The sequence below is a fragment of the Mesorhizobium norvegicum genome, from assembly GCF_004919685.1.
In the GTDB taxonomy this organism is placed as follows: Bacteria; Pseudomonadota; Alphaproteobacteria; order Rhizobiales; family Rhizobiaceae; genus Mesorhizobium; species Mesorhizobium norvegicum.
Genome location: NZ_SMYZ01000012.1, coordinates 146,750 through 165,431, shown reverse-complemented (window position 1 = coordinate 165,431; position 18,682 = coordinate 146,750). Strand labels below are relative to the sequence as shown.

Here is an 18,682-nt window from a genome sequence, read left to right as displayed (position 1 = left end):
AATGGCGTGTCGGCGATTTCTTCGTCCCCAACGACAAGCTCGAAGCTGCAGTGCACGGATGACGCCAACGGTCCGGACAGATGCAGCCGGCTCTCTCCGGCACCGGGCGATGGCAAAGCGGCTAGCAGCATAGTTACATCCGCGGATCAAACAGCCTTGCGGGGGGCAAGATTGCGTTGTGTCGCCCGAAATCCCGCCATACAAGACGACTATGATGGATGTCACGCAACCACGCAATGCCGGCATGGACTGGCACGAGCAAGCCTTGGACCTCACGCGGGGAATTGCTGCCTATGTCAACTGCCCTCTCGTGGCAGGGCTGGCGCGCGTCATCACCAAGCATCCGAAGGCCGATATCGCCAACGCCTTCAACCACAAACAGGTCGCCTGCAAGATGTGGGCGCTCGACAGGCTGTTCGAAACCCTCGGCGGCCGGTTCGGGCGCATATGGGTTCTGGGTGGATGGTACGGCGTATTGCCGGCAATGCTTTTCAACGACGCCCGCTTCGACATCGCGGCGGTCGATAGCATCGACATCGATCCCGAAGTCGCGCCGGTCGCCCGGACCCTCAACCGGGAAGCCGGCGACCGGTTCCGGGCGCTGACGGCGGATATGTACGCACTCGACTATGCGGCCGGGCGGCCCGACCTGACGATCAATACGAGCTGCGAACACATCGCCGATCTGCGCGCCTGGCTTGCTCTGCTTCCGCGGGGCGCGAATGTACTGCTGCAATCGAACGATTATTTCAGCGAGCCGACGCACATCAACTGCGTGGCTTCACTTGCGGCCTTCGAAGCAATGGCGGCGCTACGGGAGGTGCGGTTCTCCGGCGAACTGCCGACGAAAAATTATACGCGCTTCATGCTGATCGGAACTGTTTAATGCATCTCGCCCAAAACCTTTCCGAAACCGTGCCCCGCTTTTAGGGACCATGTTCGATACCGCTCGCGCAGGATTTGCGCCGAGCGACGCGCGCCTTCCAGATCGAGACGATGCGCGGATGGCGTCGGTCCCACAAGCGCCTGTTCGATCGCTTGCGCCAAATCTTGAGGCGTTAGGTTCTTTTCCATCAGCACCGTTGCAAGACCGAGTTCTTCGAGCATCAGGGCGCGAACCGTCTGTTCGGTTTCCCCGCCGGCTGCAAATGGAACGAGCAGGGAGCGACAACCCGCGCGCAGGACATCGCAGACCGTGTTGTAACCCGCCTGCGAGACTGACAGGCGGGCGCCGGTCAGCAGGCTGGCGAAATCCTCGCGGAACCTGAAGATGGACAGGCCCGGCGTGGCGTCGCGTGCGATCGCGTCAAACTCGTCTTTCGGCAGGTTTGGGCCGGTGATCAAGCACCATTTCCAAGCGTTGTTGGCTTTCCGTGCCGCTGCGACGGTGGAGCTGACAAGGCTCTTTCCGGCAGCCCCGCCGCCAACCGACACCAGAACGTCGAAGCGCTCGGAGGCCGCGGGCGATGGCGGCGCGGCAACGAGCCCTGTGTAGGTGACCTCGGTCCTAATCGCCCCGGCCAGCGGAAATGTCTTGTCGATGGTTGCGAAAGCCGGATCGCCGTGGACCATGACAAGGTCGAAATGCCTGTTGACGAGATCGACCGTTTCCTCGTTCCGGCCCGGCTTGACGCGCTCCTGAAGGATATCACGGACGGACGTCGCCAGCAGCGGCCTGGGCGACGTCGCGTCGATGGCCTCGATCAGCGGCAAGAGTTCGAAACGCATCTGCCGGCGTCCAAATGGAAACGCCTCGACAATGACGATATCAGGCCTGCAGTCCCGGAATGCCTGCAGCAGCATCTCTGAACGCCATTTCTTGAAATCATCGTCGATGGGTTTGCCCTGCAGGTCGACAAGTCCGGAAAATCCTTCATCACCGGAGGTGACAGGCGGCAGGGTTACAGATTTTACACCCAGTCCCGGAAACCCCGCGATCGGCGCTCCGCCGGTCACCACGGTTACGTCGAACCCGTCATCGACCAAAGCTGCCGCAATGCGGCTGGCGCGCGCGAGATGGCCGATGCCGAGCAGGTGCTGGACATAGAAGAAAGCGCGCAGCCGCTTCATTCGGCGGCCCGCCACTCCCGCTCGAACAGTTCCTTGAGCTGTCCAATGCTTGCCATATGATCGAAATTGGCGCGCACGCGCCGCTCCGCGGCGTCGCCGAGGCGGGCACGCAGCACGGGATCACGGATCAGGCGCTCCAGCGCCTGTGCCAGGGCAATCGGGTTTTCCGTCGGAACCAGCAGCCCGGTTTCATCCGGCGATAAAAGCTCCGGCACGCCGGAAATATCGGTCGACACGCAGGCAAGCCGCTGGCTAGCCGCCTCCACCAGAACATTCGGCAGACCGTCCCGGTCGCCATTTGCGGTGATCCTGCAGGCCAGGGCGAAGATGTCGGCGCGGCGATAGTGCTCAAGCACCTCCTCCTGCGCGAGCGCGCCTTTCCAGGAGACGCGACCATCAAGTCCGAGCTTTTGCGCCAGCGCCTTGAGCCGTTCCAGTTCCTCGCCGGCGCCGATATGCTCGAAACGCCACGCCAAATCACCCGGCAAGAGGGCAAGGGCCTCCAGCAAGGTATCGTAACCTTTCTTTTCAACGGCGCGCCCGACACTCAGAACGATAACCGGTTCGTCCGGCGCCGAGCCGTCATGCTGTTGTCGCGCCTCGCCGAAACTGCCGAAGCGATCAAGGTCGAGCCCATGATAGCTCAGATGCACGGACGAGTTGCCGTTAGCGAGTTTTTTAAGACGGTCGAAGCCGGTTTTCGTGCAAGTGACCGTCCAGCGCGCCGAGGCAAGCTTGCCAGCCAGATCCCAGTCCGCCGAAGTCCAGATGTCCTTGGCATGAGCCGAGCAGCTCCAGGGCAGGCCACGAAGCTCGCTGGCATAGCGCGTCACCGATGCCGGCGTGTGCGCGAAATGTGCGTGCAGCCAGCCCGCGTCTTCGGGCCATTCGGCCGCCAGCACGAGCGCTTGCCCGAAGCGGCGCGCGCGATTGCGCGTAAAGTCGCGGGGGAGATCGGTAGCCAGCGATCCGAGCGCGCGCCAGAAGCCCGGCCGCAGCAGATGAGCAAACAGCGAGCGAAGCACGCGCAGCGGCTCTTCATGCAGATATTCCGGCAGATAATGGACGGGCGCTTTGATCTCGTCATGCACGGGGTGGCGTTTTGCGTCGGTCGGCCGCCTGAGCGCGACGAGTACCAGGTCGAACCCCGCACGCTCTAGACCGAGCAGTTCCTGCGCGATGAAGGTTTCCGACAGCCGCGGATAGCCCTTCAGAACCACGACGATCTTGCGATGTTGCAACTCAGTTCATGCCTTCAACGACCGAAAGGTGATGGCCGGCCCGCCGGTCGAGCAGCTCCGCGACGATTTCGGAAATATGAGGCAGCCCTTCCAGCGTCAGATGCGGATTGCTCTGCGATGGACGGGGCCGGTCCGGCAGCACCTTCAGTGCATCGGCAAACCGCTGGGAATCCTCGGCCTCTTCCGGCAAAAGCATCTCGATGAGGCCGAGTTCGGCCGCGCGCTGTGCTCGGATCAGTTGTTCCTCGCGGGGCTTGACGCGCGGCACGATCAGCGCCGGCTTGTCGAAAGACAGTATCTCGCAATAGGTGTTGTAACCGCCCATCGCCACTACCGCCTTGGCGCCGGCAATCAGATCTTCCATGCGGTTGTCGAACTCGATGATCTTGATACAGGGGATCTTGGACCCCTTCTTGAGCAGCTTGTTGCGCTTGCGCGCCGGCATGTAAGGCCCAAGCACGATCAGCGCCCTATGCTGCAATGGCGAATCCTGCTGATAGGCATCGATGACGTTGTGGATCAGTTCGGCGCCGTCGCCGCCGCCGCCGGTGGTAACGAGGATATAGTCGCCCTCGGGCCGGTGGCCGGGCAACTCGTTCTTCTGCAGGCTCCGTTGCAGGAAGCCGACGAACTTCATCTTTGCCCTGACGGCCAGCGGCACATCCAAGCCGGTCAACGGATCGTAGAAATCCGGCGGACCATAGACCCAGACCTTGTCGTAGAACAGGCCTATCTTGCGCATCACATCCTTGCGTGCCCACTCTGCTTCGAGCAGATGCGGCGCGTCCATCACCTCGCGCAGGCCAAGCACGAGCGTGGTGCCCCGCGTCTTGAGGTAGGACAGCGTGTCCTCGATCTCGCCGCGCAGGCCGAGCGGTTCCTTGTCGACGATGAAGATATCCGGCCGGAAGGTCTCGGCTGTGTGGCGAATGATCGACTGGCGCATCCTTAGCGTCTCATGCAGATCGATATCCTTTTCCAGCGAGGTGTACTCGCCGTTGCGCAACTTGATGACGCTGGGGATCTTCACGAAGTCGACACGGGCGCGGTAGTCGAAGGCGCCAGCGATAGGCGCACCCGAAATGATAAGCACCTGAAGTCCGCGGAAATCCTCGACCAGCGAATGCGCGATCGTCCGGCAGCGCTGCAAGTGGCCGAGCCCGAACGTGTCGTGGCTGTACATAAGAATTCGAGCATTTTCTGCGTGCTGGGTCATTGTTTAACGTCTTTTCGAATTCTCGCCTTGAGGACCATGACAAGGCCGCAGGCTTCGGAACCGTCCTGGCTGTACCGACCTGTTGTGAAACATGACGGCGCAATTTTCAATTTGTATTACCAAAAAACCGCAGATCGCCTAAAGTGTGCCGCGTTTTAAGGGCTTCAGGATTCCCTTTGATTTGAGTTCATGATTCATTGCGGTTGAAAGGAGACCGCGATGGGCAAGCCGCTACCGCTTGAGTTGCGTCGGCGTGGACGAAACCGTAATCACTTGGTGCGACCGCGATCCAACGATACGCTATCCCCTGGCCGCATCCATAGTCTTGCTCTTCAACCGACCAAAGGAGGGTGAACCGCACGAATGGACACCACTCGCGAAGAAGCTGTTGGAGAAAGCACCGGAACCACTCCTCGCTGAACGAGATCGTTCATCGGCTCCTCCCATTAAAGTGGAGCGGCTCACTTACGTCAAAGCTCGAGGGCCGCTTAAAGCTCCTGAACAGTTTGGTCGTGGACGATGCGCCCGCTCTTGCCGAACCGCTGGTCGAGGCAAGAAAGAGGCTACAAGCGAAAATCGACGCTGAACGGCGGAGCGCGCAAGAAGAAGACCGTGCACGTAACAACCGGTTCGAATGAGGACCAATCCGATCGGGCCGATGTAGGTGAACTGGCGATCGGGGTGTCCGCTTCTGGCGACGTCTTCTTTCAGGTAGCTGCAACGGTGATGTCTATGGCCGACATGAGGCACCTTTCTGTCTGTCTGCAGCGGGGCCGGAAGCAGTAGGTCCGCTTGTGGTGCAGGGAAGAACGATAGCAGACGTTAAATCTCAGGATCCGATGTCCTGAGTTGACCCAGGCCAGACCTTTGGCGGTCGCTCGGTTGTCGACTGCTTCGCGCACCTCTGCGGACATTCGAAACCATGATGTTTGACTAGCTTGAGATGCATGCGCTCTAGGGTTCGGCACTGCCAGGCGGCAAATCAGGCCGGGAGCCGCCACATTCGCACACGACCTGCACCACGCAATTCCGTTTCCTCGAGCGGGTCGCAAGCAAATTTTGGTCCGAGCAGTTGGCGGGTTGCATCGGAAATACGGATTTCATCGGGCTCCGCGGACGTTTGAATACGTGAGGCGAGATTAACCGTCTCGCCCCACAGGTCATAGGCGAACCGCCTTTTGCCTATGACGCCGGCGACGATTGGTCCCGAGTGAATTCCAATTCTCAGTCTTATCGGTTCTCCCGCGAAGCGTTCGCGCTTGACCGCCCTCCGCAGTTCAAGTGCATAGTGCGCAAGGGCTTCTGCATGATCGGATCGCGCGGTGGGCAGGCCAGCGACCACCATCACACAATCGCCGATTGTCTTGATCTTTTCGCAGCCATGTCGTTCCGAGAGCCGATCCGCCGCCTTGAAGAAGTAATTTAGAATAGCGAGCGTCGTTACGGCTCCGACGCTCCGCGCTCTTTCCGTAAAACCGACGATGTCGGCAAAAAGCACACTCACCTCCGCGTGGTTGTCTGCAATTTTTTTGTGCGCTTTCAACCGCTCCGCGATCGACGCCGGAAGAATGTTGAGGAGCAGGGATTCGGCGCGCTGGTATTCACGCGACAATCCCTCCTGGCTCTTCCTCAACGCCTCGTTCGTCGATTGTAATTTCTCGTTGAGTTGACGCTCCCTCTCTTGCAGGAGCGTCATTTCATAAGCCTTCTGTTGAAGCCGCTGCTTGTTGTCGCGTTCGGCAGTGGCGTCAAGAAAGAGCAGCCACACGCAGTCGTCGTCGGCAAAAAGATGAAGGTCCGCGACACGCCCGCTGGGCAGTTCGACCATAGCCATATGATATGGAAGTTCCGGGCAAGGCAGCAAACCTTCCATGAATTCAAGCTGATCGGTAACAGGCTTACCGATGCGAAGGGATGAGAGCCCGTAATGTTCAACGTTACCGCCCTTCGCCGCTATGCGAAGCTGGGCGTCAATTTTCACATATGCGATAGAGTGCTCGTTGTAGAAGAAATTGTAAATCCAGTTTCCGACTTCTCTTGGCAATCTATGCATGGTCTATTTGGCAACCATCGAAGCAAGTTGAAGAAACGCATCATCGACATGCTCACCCGAAAGCGCGCTTGTTAGATAGATTTGCCATCCACGTTGCCTCAGTTCGTTAATCTCACTATCCGGTATTACCCACCGATCGGCCAGATCGGATTTGTTGAACAGCAATACAAACGGCATAGCACCGAATTCGGCCTCGACCCGCTCGCGCAGCGTGAGCGCGGCGGCAAGAGTAGCGGCGCGGGTTCCATCGACGACAAGCACGAGCCCTGTCGCACCTCGCACATGGCTGACGCGGAATGAGCCGATATCGTCTTCGCCGGCCAAATCCCACAAAATCAGATCCACTGTTTTGTCCGGGAGTGCGACACTCTTCTTGTCGATTTTCACTCCCACCGTGGTCAAGTAGGTTTCTGAAAAGATGCTTTTCACAAACCTGCGAACCAGACTCGTCTTTCCGACAGAGAACCCGCCCAACATACAGATCTTTTTTTGCAACATCTTGGGCTCCGCCTAGTCCAGGTTTACCGTAACCGAAACCCGGCGATTGGTGGAGCTACCAGTTTGACTATTTTCAGGCACCGCCGGTTCAAAGGTGCCCGCGCCCCGAACCAGCAGCAGTTCCGGAGCGACGCCGCGCTTGTTGAGAAGCGCACGAACTGTCTCGGCGCGGGCGGCGCTGATCGACGCGTTGGCCGTCTCACGGCCGGTGGTGTCCGAATGGCCGGTCAACATGAACCGCGCTGTTACGCCTGACTTGCGGGCATTTTGGGCGAATTCCTTTATTTGATCCGCCAATCTGTCGAGAACCGGCGTCTGCTCTGGTCCCGGCACAACTTTGCCGGAAGAGAAGAAAATATCGGTCGTCTGGATGGCCTCTCTCAAATGATTGAGTTCTGCAAGGTCCAGCTCACGCAGCTGCGAGACATCCAGAACCACTCCGTCCGCCGAAAGTTGTTCGGCGGCGGCCTGCGCCCGGTTGATCCAGGTGGCAGGAGCCTCACCCACGACAACGATGCGACCCTGGATGATCGAAAGCCGGACCGATTTCGGCGGGGTCAGCGACGCCGTCAGTCGCTTCACCACGAACTTCGGATCAAGGCTCTGATAGAATTGCCACTGTGAATGAACGCGGGCAGGATCAACCTCCGTTCCGGACAGCAGAGCTTGCGGGTCGGCGGCAAGCGGGTCTCTCAGGCCGGAAATGTAGAAATGTCCGCCCCTCGCCGTTTGTTGGGCGACGATGATTCCCGGTTGGGCCTCAAGTCGCGACACATAATACTGCCAGTGCTCCGCCGCGCGTGCTTCGGGGCTCACATCACGAACCTTGGAGATGTCGAATTCCGGTCCGCCTGCCGAAAGCTGTCGGGCCGCTGCGCGCGCCCGATCTATCCAGGTGTCGGGCGCCTCGCCCTCGGCAACGATGCGATCATTGACGATCGAAAGTCGTACTGTATCCGGCGGATACAGCGACGCCGTCAGCCGCTTCAACACGAACTCCGGCTCAAGGCTCTGATAGAATTGCCACTGTGAATGAACCCGGGCGGGATCGACCTGCGTTCCAGACAACAGCGACTGCGGGTCGGCGCCAAGCGGGTCTCTCAGGCCGGCAATATAGAATTGGCCGTCGCGTATCTTTTGTTGTGCAACGATGATGCCCGGCTGGGTCCCCAGCCGCGACACATAGGCCTGCCAGCGCTCCGCCTCGAGTACTTCGGGGCTTACGTCACGAACCCTGGAGATATCGAAGACCGGCCCGCCTGCCGAAAGCTGCTGGGCCGCAGCGCGCGCCCGATCTATCCAGGTGTCGGGAGCCTCACCCTCGGCAACGATGCGATCATTGTCGATCGATAGTCGTACTGAATCCGGCGGAGCCAGCGACGCCGTCAGCCGCTTCAGCACGAACTCCAGTTCAAGGCTCTGATAGAATTGCCATTGCGAATGAACGCGGGCGGGATCGACCTGCGTTCCAGACAACAGCGACTGCGGGTCGGCGGCAAGCGGGTCTCTCAGGCCGGCAACATAGAATTGGCCATCGCGTACCTGTTGTTCGGCAACGATGATGCCCGGCTGAGCCTCCAGTCGCGACACGTAAGCCTGCCAGCGCGACACATAAGCCTGCCAGCGCTGCCCGGATTGCCAGGAAAGAAAGAACCAACCGCCTGCCAGAATCAAAAACAGCAGGGCCACAGCCGCCACCAGCCACGGAAATCCCTCGTTTGACTCCTCCTGCTTCTGCTCGACGCAGGTCTGCAATTGCGCCTCTACGCCGGCCAATTGCGAACTGTCGCCGTCAAACTCCACTAAAGCCTGGGAGCATTCCTCATGGATGCGAAGCAATACATCGCGAACTATTTCATGCAATTCCTCTGGAGGATTTCCCCGGATCACCGAAACCAGGGTCGCAAACGGTCCAACTTCCGACCAGAGACGAAGGTCGCCAAAACGGATAGTGTCCAGGCCGCTCTGCTCTTTCTCGTTAAATGAGTCTTTCACAAAATCTTGAATTGCACTAAGCATCGAAGAAATGAGCTGAGGATCTTCGCTCGTCGCATTATCGGCAGTTACGTGCGCTATCAAAAGCCCGGAATTACGGTTAATGAGAAAGGCATGCTCTACACGATAGATAAGAGAATGCTTTAGAACAACTTCTGAGAAGCTTGCACCTGTCCTCCAAGCTTCAAATCTCCACTTGAGCCCATGCCAGGTGAATATGTGTCTTAAAGTTTCATTCAGCGACTGAAAGGTCTGGTCGATCTTTTCCCCGATCGACTTGCGAATTGCCGGCAGAAACACCGGGTATAATATATCCGTCAGCGTGCGCGGGCTCTTCTGGATTGACCGCTGCACAGCCCTTTCGACAGCGGGCGCAAGCGCCTCGCCGAGCTGCGCATGAGGCGCTCGTGCGGCCGCACTGGGAAGAATGTCGCCCACGGCTGCCGCAAGCTGCTCCGGTTCGTCCAGCAGATGCGTAACTCGTGAAAGCTCCGAGATTTCGCGACTGACCAGCAACTGGCGCAGCGTTTCCATGCGAGGATCGGCGGTTGGAACTGCCTCGAAACGCGCACGGTAGTCCGGATCAACGTTCCGGGCAATTTCGATCAAAAGACGAGCCAGAGCCTCGCGATCAATCTCTGTATCGTTCGAGGCTGTTCTTTGCGGAAGGCTGACTGGGTCGACGGTTGACGTCAAGGTCCCATCAACTCACTTTCCAGCTACGGTCCGAGTTGCTCTTGCTGCCGACAGGATCCTGATTCAGACATTTTGCAACCTCGACAAACAGGCCGGCCAAAAGATTTCGGTCGGTCTTGACGTTGCTGAGATCGGCAAACATCTTCTCAATCAGCATCTGAACGCCTTCATTCTTTTGCTTGATTTCCTCACGCAGCAAATGATCGTTTCGATTTATCCGGTCCGAAACGTCGCGCTCAAGTGCGCTCAATTGATCCGACAACGCGCGCACCTGCTTTTCAAGGGCCTGATTTTGCTCGCGAAGATTCCGGTCAATCTCCTTGTCGGCATCGGCTCGTGAGTCTTTTTCGCTCCGCAATTGCCCCGCAAGCGAATCGATCTGCTTCTTTGCATTCGACTCGTACATTTCGAGATTGCGCTTGGCCTCGGATTCGACATCCTTGAAGCGCTGCAACACCCGTTCTTCAAGCTTGGAAAAACGGCGGTCATAGTCCTGCATCTGGTTGCCGAACAGCAGATCACGTATCTTGTCGACACCTACAGCGTCGCCGGCGCCTCCGTTTTCGCGAGCCTGAACTCCCATGAAGTTCAGCCCGTTTCCTTCTGCGTTACCTATCAGATTTGCGTCCGCCTTCTTTTCCGAAGAAACGGTATTCGAAGATTCCTTTGCCATGCTCTAGCCCTTCCATTTGAACACCTGCCAAGGTGCAAAACCCCATAAAAAACAGAGCATGTCAGCAAAATACCCGGCTCGCAAGCGGGTATCTCTTGACTTAGGCTGATTCGTGAGGCAGCCGAGTGCTACATCGCCGATTCAGCAATGGAATTTTGGGGCGATGCCATCTTAGTTGTGACGACCCAAAAGGGCGGACAGCTATGACCAAACCAAGCCAGACCAAAAACCGGCATGATCGACTTCGCGGCGTCAACAAACGGTTCGGCGCGCTGAATGTGCTGAAGGACATCACGCTCAGCGTCGAACCGCGCGAGGTGGTCGTCGTCTGCGGCCCGAGGGGCTCGGGCAAGAGCACCTTGATCCGCTGCATCAACGGGCTGGAGACGATCCGCGACGGCGATCCGGTGGTCGACGGCCAGTACGGTCAAGCCCTCGGTGCGCCGCGCCGCTCGAGCGCGGTCTTGCGGATGATTTCCGCGATCTCAGGGCTGCTGCCGCACAGCATCTGGAAATCCGCCGAGTGCAGCGACAGGAGTGAGACCACCGTTGCGGCGCTGACGGTCGCCGAACGCGGTTCGCCGCTGATCAACGCCATCTCGCCGAAGAAGGCGCCAGGGCCAAGCTCCACCGGGTTCGGTATCGCGACGCTGACGCGCCCCTCCACGACGAAGAACATCTGATCACCGGGCTCGCCAACGCGGCAGATCACGGCGCCCGCCGGCACCGTGCGAGGTCTTAACGCGCGCACGATCTCGACTAGCACGGCCGGGCCGAGCTTCTGAAACAACGGCACGGCGGCGACCAATTGCCAATTACGGACGAAATCCCCGCGACGGACTTCTTGATAGAAGCCGGTGGCAAGAATGCCAGCCCAGAGCCCGAAGATGCCGATGCCGCTCATCATGACCGCCCCGGCAAGGACGCGGCCGGCGAAGCTTGCCGGAATAGCATCGCCATAGCCGGTGGTGGACAGCGTGACCACCGCCCACCACATTGCCTGGGGGATGCTGCCGAACTTTTCTGGTTGGATGTCGCGCTCGGTGACATAGGCCGCGAGCGCGACACCGAACAGAACGACGCCGAAGACCGTGGTGACGCCGATCAGGTTGCGCGCTTCGTTGGCCAGGATCCTGCCCAGCAGCGGGAAGAAAGTCGAGTCGCGTAGCGGTTTCAGCAGCCAGACAGCACAGTAGAGGCTCCGGTCGGGCGTGCCGACGAGCAGAAATGCGGCGAGTGGAACCAAGACCGCGAGCACATCGATGGCGATTTCGGGCGTCCTGTTCCGTACGTCTTCCGCCCGGCGCTTGAGCAGCGTCGCGGCCATCTGCAGGAGATAGGCGCCCCAAATGACAGCGAGCAGGGCAGCCAGAGCCACTCTGCTTCGTCCGGACATGTCCGGTATCGTGAGGGCAGCCACCGCCAGAAGCCCAGGCGCAGCCAGCACCGCGTTGAGCGGCGCGTAAATTCTTAAGAAAGGCAGTACCGACATTCTATGCCCACCAGCGGCTACTATCCTCCAAAATAGGATGTCTTCAAGGCAAGCGTAAAGGTGCTTACTGTCGCTGCGATGTGCATCACCAACGGGTGAACTCAGATGTCCGGGATTGCTTCTTGACCGGACGTGAACAGACAGGCCACAACCGACCAGAATGACCCGATCCGGACAATTGCATGCAATAGCGACGGAAAACTGAAATATCGGAACGTCGCTTCACTCGAGCCCGATCCACACAAAGCCGTCCTGCTTTCGGCAGGGATATACGATCAGTTTTGCGCGGTTTTTCGAAATGTTACCCGCGAATTCATAGCCCGGCGCGGTACCATCCTGCTGCAGCTGCGCCCACTCCCTGATTTCGCCGGTAGACAGGTCGAAACAACTCTGATGCCAGCGGCAGACCAAGCCAAGATCTGCGGTGATCGTGCTCTCCATGTGCGGGAGCTTCAGCTTTTCGGCCTGAGCGGAACTTCGGCGTTCGTAGAGCGGCAGATGAAGATGCGGGCAGGCATTGTTGAAGGCGCAATAGTTGTCGGATCCGCGAACGACGACGATATCGTAATCTTCAAAATCGAGAATCCGACGTTCGTAGGGCTGAAGCTCGTCTTCGGAAAAAGCGCGAACCCACCTCCTGCCGCCGTGACGGATGGTTTCGCGAAGCCCCTTGGCATTCAGCTCGGCGTCAATTTCGGGCTTCAGCCTGACGATTTCGAACAGGCTTGTGCGCTCGCCGGTACCGCGAAGGCGTACCCTGACGAAGTCGCCGATTTCCACCTTTTCGGCGATCTGGTCGCGGAGGGCCTCGGATATCAGCAGGCGCGTACCGGCATCTTTATTGGCGGACTCGACCCGGCTGGCCAGATTTACAACGTCGCCGATGGCCGTGAGACGTTCGTGTCCAGCAAAACCCAATGTGCCGATGACGGCTTCGCCATAGTTGAGCCCGATGCGAATATCGAAATCGATGCCATACATCGAGGCAAAGAACGGCTTCAGACGATCGACTGTGGCGAGGGTCTGAAGTGCGGCGTTCACGGCGCGGAGCGGAGCGTCTGGCTGGTCGTCGATACCGAATATCGCCATGAGCCCATCGCCGATCAGTTTGTCGATGAAACCGCCATTCTGCTCGATGATGTCGCCGACCTGGGCGAAGTAGCGATTGAGCAGATACATCACGTCGTAGGGGCAAAGCCGCTCCGACAGCGCTGTGAAATCTACAATGTCGCTGAAGAAGACCGCAACATGCCTTGCTTCGCCGCAACGCGTCGCGGCAGAAGCACCAAGCTGGCTGGTGATCATCATGTCGGTTTCGTCTAGCACCAGGCGTCGGACGCGAAGCTCGCCTTTCGGCTTGAGCTGACAGGCCAGCCGAACCTCATCGGCCAATCTCAACCGGTTCGCCATCAGGGTTTCGTCCGGATTCCGGTCCGGGCAAGCCTCAATGCCGTCGAGAACCCAAACGCGGCATGTCGAGCATTTCGCCCTGCCGCCGCATGCGTGGGCAAATGGCACGCCCGATCTGAGAGCCGCCTCAAGCAACGTCTCATCTGCGGCCACGTCGAAATCCACTCTGTCGGGTAAAGCGGTTACTTTGGTCATATCACCGAACACAGGTCCGTCGCGTTGACTGGCTTGCCAGTGTAGCACCAATCGGCTCAGGCAATAGAATCGTGCAAAATTCAGGCGCCGACGAAGCCGGAATGGTTTCGTCGCGGGGACCGGACCATAAGACCGCTTGCATCGGCAACCTCTGCCGGCTGGCACCGGCGGAAAAAAGGAAACAATCCCCGGCTCTTAAGTTATCACCGAAAGGCTCGCCGAGGTCGGCTGCAACACGCCGGGGAACGGCCCGATTACTGGGTTTGGTCTAAAAAGTCAGCTCTGCGCCAATTGCGACTTGCTCTTCTGGGTGGCACTGACGAGTGGCGTCTTGCCGGAGAGCGGCGTTTGGTGCGTCCGACCTCGGGCCGCGAGCTCTGATGAGCTCGGTAGCATTCGCGGACGGATCATCCCAGCAAAGCAACAGGCCCGGGCGCCGCCAAGCGCCGAGGCTGTCCATCGCGGGTGATGCGGGCTCAGTTCTTGCCGGCGGCCGCCTGTTCGATGAGCTTGGCGACAGCTGCGGGGTTGGAGACATAGACCGCGTGGCTGCCGGGGACCTCAACCGTCGTCGCCTGCGCGCGGGTTGCCATCTGGCGCTGCGCCGGTGGGGGGATCATCCGGTCATCCGTGGCGACCAGATACCACGAGGGCTTCACCTTCCAGGCCGGAGCGGTGACCTTGCCTTCGAGCGCTGCCACACCCCAAGGCACCTGCGAATCCGCCATGAAGGAGGCGAGCGAGGGACGGACATCGGCGGCGAACGAGGCCGCGAACTTCTCCTTGTCGAGCATCAGGAAGCCGTCGACGGGCGGCAGGATCGGCGGCACCGACGCTCCGGGCGGCGGGTTGGCGATCAGGCTCGAGACCGATTCGCCGGCATCCGGCGCGAAGGCTGCGATATAGACGACACCTGCCACCTTCGGATCGGTGCCGGCTTCCGACACCACCACGCCGCCATAGGAGTGGCCGACCAGGATGACGTTGCCGGGAGCGGCGGCGATGGCGCGCCTGGTGACAGCGACATCGTCGGCGAGCGAGGTGGTCGGGTTCTGGACGATGGTCACGTCATAGCCGTCCTTCTTGAGGATCTGGTAGACGCCGTCCCAGCCGGAGCCATCGACGAAGCCGCCATGGACGAGGACGACGGATTTTGCTGCTGTGTTCGACATTTGAGTTCTCCTTTTCAAAGTGTTGTTTGCGTTGGTTGCAGGAGGACTATGCGCCAGGGCCGGCGGGCTCGCTTTGAGGCGACCTTCAGGACCTCTTGATTTTACCTTGAGATCACTTTGATTTTGCGTCGACGACACGGCTACAGTGTTGAGAGTCGCTATTTCCCGCGCGATCTGGAGCCAGCAAGTTGCCGTATCTCTTCGAGGATTTTGCCCTGGACGGCGATCGGCGCGAACTGCGCCGCGGCAGCGACCTGATTTCCATCGAGCCGCAGGTGTTCGACCTGCTGCAATATCTGATCCGCAATCGCGAGCGGGTGGTCAGCAAGGACGATTTGATCGACGCGGTCTGGCAGGGGCGTATCGTCTCGGACGCCACGCTCGCCAGCCGCATCAACGCAGCGCGCAATGCGCTGCACGACAATGGCGAGGAGCAGCGTCTGATCCGCACCATCCTGCGCAGGGGCCTTCGCTTCGTCGGCGCCGTGCGCGAGGAGGCCGGGGCCACGGCAGCGGCGGAGCAACCGAAGCCTGGCTCGGGCATTCCCGCCCGTCCGTCCATTGCCGTGCTGCCCTTCGTGAACCTGAGCGGCGATCCGGAGCAGGATTATTTTGCCGACGGCATGGTGGAGGACATCATCACCGGTCTTTCGCGGATCCGCTGGCTGTTCATTATCGCGCGAAATTCAAGCTTCACCTACAAGGGCCGCGCGGTGGATGTGAAGCAGGTCGGACACGAGCTCGGCGTGCGCTATGTGCTGGAAGGCAGCGTGCGCAAGGTGGGAAGCCGTGTGCGCATCACCGGCCAGCTCATCGACGCGGAGGACGGCAGCCATCTGTGGGCCGAGCGCTACGACCGCGACCTGACCGATGTGTTCGCGCTGCAGGACGAGATCACCATCAGCGTGGTCGCGGCAATAGAACCCAATCTGCGCCGGGCCGAGATCGAACGTGTCAAGCGCCAGCGCCCCGACAGTCTCGACGCCTATGATCTGCTGCTGCGCGCACTGCCCGATGTCTACACCTTCATGCCGCAGGGCGCAGCCAAGGCCCTGCCGCTGCTGGACCAGGCGCTCGCCATCGAGCCGACTTATGCCCTTGCCCATGGCTTTGCCGCCTGGGCGCATCAGTCGCTGTTCGTGCGCGGCGGCATGAAACCGGAGAATCGGGAACGATCGATCCGCCATGCCCATGCGGCGATCGAGCATGGCTCGGGCGACGCCATGGCGCTCGCTCTGGCCGGGTTCACGATCGGCATCGTGGAGCATGATCGCAGGCTGGCCGACGAGGCGTTTGCGCAGGCTTTGACGCTCAGCGCGTCCTGCGCCTTCGTCTATGCCTTCGGCTGCGTGTCGGTGGCTTATGGCGGCGACGCTGCCCGGGCGATCGACTGGGGCGAACAGGCGCTACGGCTGAACCCCCTCGACGCCATGAGCTGCGTGCCGCAAGGCATGATCGGATTCGGCAATTTTCTCACCGGCCGGCACGAGCAGGCCGTCATATCAGGCCGACGGGCGGTGGAGATGAACCCCGGGTTCAGCATGCTGCACGGATGGCTGGCCGCGCCGCTGGCCAGGCTCGGGCGGCTCGACGAGGCAAAAGCGGCGGGAGCGCGGCTTTTGTCGCTCGACCCGCACTTCACCATCGGCCGCTGGTCCGCCGCCGTAGGACTTGCGCCTGAAATCATCGATGACGTCACCGACGCCATGCGCATCGCAGGCTTGCCGGCGTAGAAGGCCGCGCAATCCCGCATTCGCTGGGCGAAATCACTTTGCGCACATTAGGCCGCCGGCGGATTTGATTTGCTTGGTGATCCCCCAACCTTAGGGCAAACTGCCTGCCGGGGCGTCAGGAGGAGAAATGAGAGCACGCGCAGCAACGCTCGGGGATCTGGAGGATGTCTTTCGCGGTCTGTCCAAACGGATGTCGGACGAATACGTGGCCGCCGGCAAGGACAGCAAGGTCGCCTACGACAATCTGATGATGAATTTTAAGGAAGGCCGTGCTCACGCGCTTGTCGAGGGCGACAAGGCCGTGGCGATCGTCGCCTGGCATGAGAACAGCGATGCCGCCGACACGCTGTTTGCCGCGCAGGAGGATTTCTTCCGTGCCGCCACCGTTCGCTTCTGCAAGCGGCATATCCGGCACATCCAGGCACTCGCCGGCAACCTCCCCATCCACTCGCGCAGCTGGCTCCAGGGGCCGGATGTCGCAAGATGGTTCGGAGTCATCGGCTATGTCGAGCGCGGCCAGGAGAACGGCGCCACCCTGTTCGAGCTGCCGCCGGCTCGCATCGGCTAAGGAACCTTGGCTGGTGAAGGTCTTCACCCTGGCCGCAAACGCCGCCTCCACCTCGCCATCGCCCACATAAGTTCGTCGATGCGGGTCACCGTCTTCGGCTCCAGGCGGCTTTGCTCGGTGGCCTTCTGGACTGCCTCTGCAAGCGGCTTGCGCCAGGCGCCGATTGGCGGGATGTTATAGGAGGGCAACCGGGGGGCAAACCGGCACGCCGAGATCGATATGGCTGCTGGAAAATGTCACGAGCTTGTTTCGCCTTTCTTGCCTTTGTTGCCTTTGTTGCCTTGGTGAGGCCGGTAGAGGCCGGCGAGTGGATGTCTCATCTGCTTGACCGCTCAAGCCTGGCGACCGCCTATTTTCGCCAAGCGGATCTTGTGACCGCATACACGACCGCAATGGCGCGCTTCCGTCTGCAGCTTGCGGGGCGTGCCGGCGAAACCTACCTTGCGGTCCCTCTCGAACCCCTGCTTTTGCGGGCGGAATTCCGTGCGCGGACATGGCGCTCGGCGGACGGTAGCCTGTTGCAAGGCTTCGCAGGCAAGGGCGGCTTCCGGCTGACTATCGGGAACTGCCTGGCGCGCATCTGCGCTGCCAGCGAATGCAGCGATGCCGGTTGGCCGGTTTACGCCTGCAGCGACGGAGGCAAGCGCAAGATGTCCGTCACGGACTTTGTGACGGCAAACTTCGGCGGCGTCTCCTACCGTCGATTGAGCGCCTCCCCTTCACAGGAATGACAGCGCGAGGCGCCGACCACCTTGCTGCAGCGTTCAGCAAAGGGCGGTATCCTTCCCCCTTACCGCAAACGCCGCCTGAACCGCGCGATTGACGGTGACCGGCAGGATCGACATGTGGTTCTCGCCAGCATGCAGTTCGAAGCTCGCGCGCACGCCTGGGAAAGCATCAAGCCGCTCCGCCATTGCCCGCGCGAATTCGTCGGTGCGTGTCACCTTCTTCTGCTGCAGGCGCTTTTCCTCGTCCTCGGCGCCAATCTGGAACGGCGCCAGCTTCTCTGTCTCGTATTCGCCGGCCGACAGGATCATGGTCGCCGTCAGGCCGTCGGGAATGGCGGCCTCGAAGGCTTCGAGAAAGCGGTCGATGGCGCGATCCTCCCAATAGATGGCGGGGCTCGCCGCGATCCAGGTCTGGAAGGCAGAAGGCCGCGTGAACAGGGCATAGAGCGCAAACAGGCCACCGAAGGAATGGCCGTAAAGCGCCTGGCGGCTCGCATCGACCGTGACCCGACTGGCGACCCATGGCTTCAGCTCGTCCTCGATGAAGGCAAGGAATTCCCCTGCCCCGCCGGTCCGGACATCCGGGGTGCCATCATAAAAAGGCGGATAGGTCTTGCCCGGCGGCGGGCCGAGATCCCATGACCTGCGCAGCGGGTCATAGGCGCCCTCGACCGGGTAGCCGATGGCGACGATAACGCCCCAGCCGACATTGGTGCCCGTGGGATAGAAGGCCTGCGCGCGCATGGCGTCGACCGCTGTGCCGATGACGGCGTTGCCGTCGGTCATGTAGAGCACCGGCCAGCCGGCCTCGGGCGCTGGCCTGGACGGCACATGCAGGAATATCCGCCAGGGCGCGCCGCCATGCGCCGGGACAAGGTCGTGGACCGTCGTGTCGGCGATCAGGGCTGGCATCGACTTGGACATGGATATCTCCACAATATC

Annotated in this window: 15 protein-coding genes and 1 pseudogene; 5 read left to right on the top strand and 11 right to left on the bottom strand. The window is 60.4% G+C overall.

The window, feature by feature from the left end; all coding sequences use genetic code 11:
• Nucleotides 1-214: 214 nt before the first annotated feature.
• A complete protein-coding gene (locus FCU66_RS05340; RefSeq protein WP_136617200.1) occupies nt 215-886 on the top strand; it encodes a class I SAM-dependent methyltransferase in 672 nt (223 codons plus the stop codon).
• Here the strand turns inward: FCU66_RS05340 and FCU66_RS05335 are convergent.
• From FCU66_RS05335 to FCU66_RS05305, 7 genes are all read right to left on the bottom strand, one after another.
• Nucleotides 883-2,070, bottom strand: a complete 1,188-nt coding sequence (locus FCU66_RS05335) for a glycosyltransferase family protein (protein WP_136617139.1) — start codon at nt 2,068-2,070, stop codon at nt 883-885. The genes FCU66_RS05340 and FCU66_RS05335 overlap by 4 nt on opposite strands.
• A complete protein-coding gene (locus FCU66_RS05330) occupies nt 2,067-3,311 on the bottom strand; it encodes a glycosyltransferase (RefSeq protein ID WP_136617138.1) in 1,245 nt (414 codons plus the stop codon). The genes FCU66_RS05335 and FCU66_RS05330 overlap by 4 nt, the downstream gene beginning before the upstream one ends.
• A gap of 1 nt (nt 3,312) precedes the next feature.
• Nucleotides 3,313-4,527, bottom strand: a complete 1,215-nt coding sequence (locus tag FCU66_RS05325) for a glycosyltransferase family protein (protein WP_136617137.1) — start codon at nt 4,525-4,527, stop codon at nt 3,313-3,315.
• A gap of 982 nt (nt 4,528-5,509) precedes the next feature.
• Complete coding sequence (locus FCU66_RS05320; protein WP_136617136.1) at nt 5,510-6,580, bottom strand: adenylate/guanylate cyclase domain-containing protein; 1,071 nt, start codon at nt 6,578-6,580, stop codon at nt 5,510-5,512.
• 3 nt (nt 6,581-6,583) lie between these two features.
• Complete coding sequence (locus FCU66_RS05315) at nt 6,584-7,078, bottom strand: Rab family GTPase (protein WP_136617135.1); 495 nt, start codon at nt 7,076-7,078, stop codon at nt 6,584-6,586.
• Nucleotides 7,079-7,090: 12 nt separating this feature from the next.
• Nucleotides 7,091-9,769, bottom strand: a complete 2,679-nt coding sequence (locus FCU66_RS05310) for an OmpA family protein (protein WP_136617134.1) — start codon at nt 9,767-9,769, stop codon at nt 7,091-7,093.
• A 7-nt stretch (nt 9,770-9,776) separates the two neighbouring features.
• On the bottom strand, nt 9,777-10,442 hold the full coding sequence (locus FCU66_RS05305) for a coiled-coil domain-containing protein (RefSeq protein WP_136617133.1): 666 nt from the start codon (nt 10,440-10,442) through the stop codon (nt 9,777-9,779).
• Between the two features lie 203 nt (nt 10,443-10,645).
• Between FCU66_RS05305 and FCU66_RS05300 the strand changes: the two are divergent.
• Nucleotides 10,646-10,933 (top strand): annotated as a pseudogene (locus FCU66_RS05300) (ATP-binding cassette domain-containing protein); the annotation flags it as partial.
• On the opposite strand, the gene FCU66_RS05295 reads toward FCU66_RS05300, so the two are convergent.
• The 3 genes from FCU66_RS05295 to FCU66_RS05285 form a co-directional block, all read right to left on the bottom strand.
• Nucleotides 10,870-11,934 carry a cyclic nucleotide-gated potassium channel gene (locus FCU66_RS05295; protein WP_136617132.1) on the bottom strand — a complete coding sequence of 355 codons (1,065 nt, stop codon included), beginning with the start codon at nt 11,932-11,934 and terminating at the stop codon, nt 10,870-10,872. The pseudogene FCU66_RS05300 and the gene FCU66_RS05295 sit on opposite strands and share 64 nt — an antisense overlap.
• A gap of 222 nt (nt 11,935-12,156) precedes the next feature.
• The gene (locus FCU66_RS05290; RefSeq protein ID WP_136617131.1) at nt 12,157-13,539 is read right to left on the bottom strand and encodes an adenylate/guanylate cyclase domain-containing protein; all 1,383 of its coding nucleotides are present in this window, start codon (nt 13,537-13,539) and stop codon (nt 12,157-12,159) included.
• 476 nt (nt 13,540-14,015) lie between these two features.
• Nucleotides 14,016-14,711, bottom strand: a complete 696-nt coding sequence (locus FCU66_RS05285; protein ID WP_136617130.1) for an alpha/beta fold hydrolase — start codon at nt 14,709-14,711, stop codon at nt 14,016-14,018.
• A gap of 188 nt (nt 14,712-14,899) precedes the next feature.
• Between FCU66_RS05285 and FCU66_RS05280 the strand changes: the two genes are divergently transcribed.
• The 3 genes from FCU66_RS05280 to FCU66_RS05270 all read left to right on the top strand — a co-directional run bounded on the left by FCU66_RS05280 (nt 14,900) and on the right by FCU66_RS05270 (nt 17,743).
• A complete protein-coding gene (locus FCU66_RS05280) occupies nt 14,900-16,444 on the top strand; it encodes a winged helix-turn-helix domain-containing tetratricopeptide repeat protein (RefSeq protein WP_136617129.1) in 1,545 nt (514 codons plus the stop codon).
• Between the two features lie 127 nt (nt 16,445-16,571).
• Nucleotides 16,572-17,012, top strand: a complete 441-nt coding sequence (locus FCU66_RS05275; RefSeq protein WP_136617128.1) for a hypothetical protein — start codon at nt 16,572-16,574, stop codon at nt 17,010-17,012.
• Between the two features lie 371 nt (nt 17,013-17,383).
• Nucleotides 17,384-17,743: a hypothetical protein gene (locus FCU66_RS05270; protein WP_246093792.1), complete on the top strand. Its 360-nt coding sequence runs from the start codon at nt 17,384-17,386 to the stop codon at nt 17,741-17,743.
• Between the two features lie 33 nt (nt 17,744-17,776).
• Here FCU66_RS05270 and FCU66_RS05265 read toward each other — a convergent pair whose 3' ends face one another.
• The gene (locus FCU66_RS05265) at nt 17,777-18,664 is read right to left on the bottom strand and encodes an alpha/beta hydrolase (RefSeq protein ID WP_168991808.1); all 888 of its coding nucleotides are present in this window, start codon (nt 18,662-18,664) and stop codon (nt 17,777-17,779) included.
• Nucleotides 18,665-18,682: the final 18 nt, after the last annotated feature.

Bases quoted from the DNA above. Each gene is read 5' to 3' on its own strand.
- FCU66_RS05340 (WP_136617200.1), top strand. From the start codon at position 215: ATGGATGTCACGCAACCACGCAATGCCGGCATGGACTGGCACGAGCAA.
- FCU66_RS05315 (WP_136617135.1), bottom strand. From the start codon at position 7,078: ATGTTGCAAAAAAAGATCTGTATGTTGGGCGGGTTCTCTGTCGGAAAG.
- FCU66_RS05320 (WP_136617136.1), bottom strand. From the start codon at position 6,580: ATGCATAGATTGCCAAGAGAAGTCGGAAACTGGATTTACAATTTCTTC.
- FCU66_RS05305 (WP_136617133.1), bottom strand. From the start codon at position 10,442: ATGGCAAAGGAATCTTCGAATACCGTTTCTTCGGAAAAGAAGGCGGAC.
- FCU66_RS05325 (WP_136617137.1), bottom strand. From the start codon at position 4,527: ATGACCCAGCACGCAGAAAATGCTCGAATTCTTATGTACAGCCACGAC.
- FCU66_RS05285 (WP_136617130.1), bottom strand. From the start codon at position 14,711: ATGTCGAACACAGCAGCAAAATCCGTCGTCCTCGTCCATGGCGGCTTC.
- FCU66_RS05265 (WP_168991808.1), bottom strand. From the start codon at position 18,664: ATGTCCAAGTCGATGCCAGCCCTGATCGCCGACACGACGGTCCACGAC.
- FCU66_RS05290 (WP_136617131.1), bottom strand. From the start codon at position 13,539: ATGACCAAAGTAACCGCTTTACCCGACAGAGTGGATTTCGACGTGGCC.
- FCU66_RS05295 (WP_136617132.1), bottom strand. From the start codon at position 11,934: ATGTCGGTACTGCCTTTCTTAAGAATTTACGCGCCGCTCAACGCGGTG.
- FCU66_RS05335 (WP_136617139.1), bottom strand. From the start codon at position 2,070: ATGAAGCGGCTGCGCGCTTTCTTCTATGTCCAGCACCTGCTCGGCATC.
- FCU66_RS05275 (WP_136617128.1), top strand. From the start codon at position 16,572: ATGAGAGCACGCGCAGCAACGCTCGGGGATCTGGAGGATGTCTTTCGC.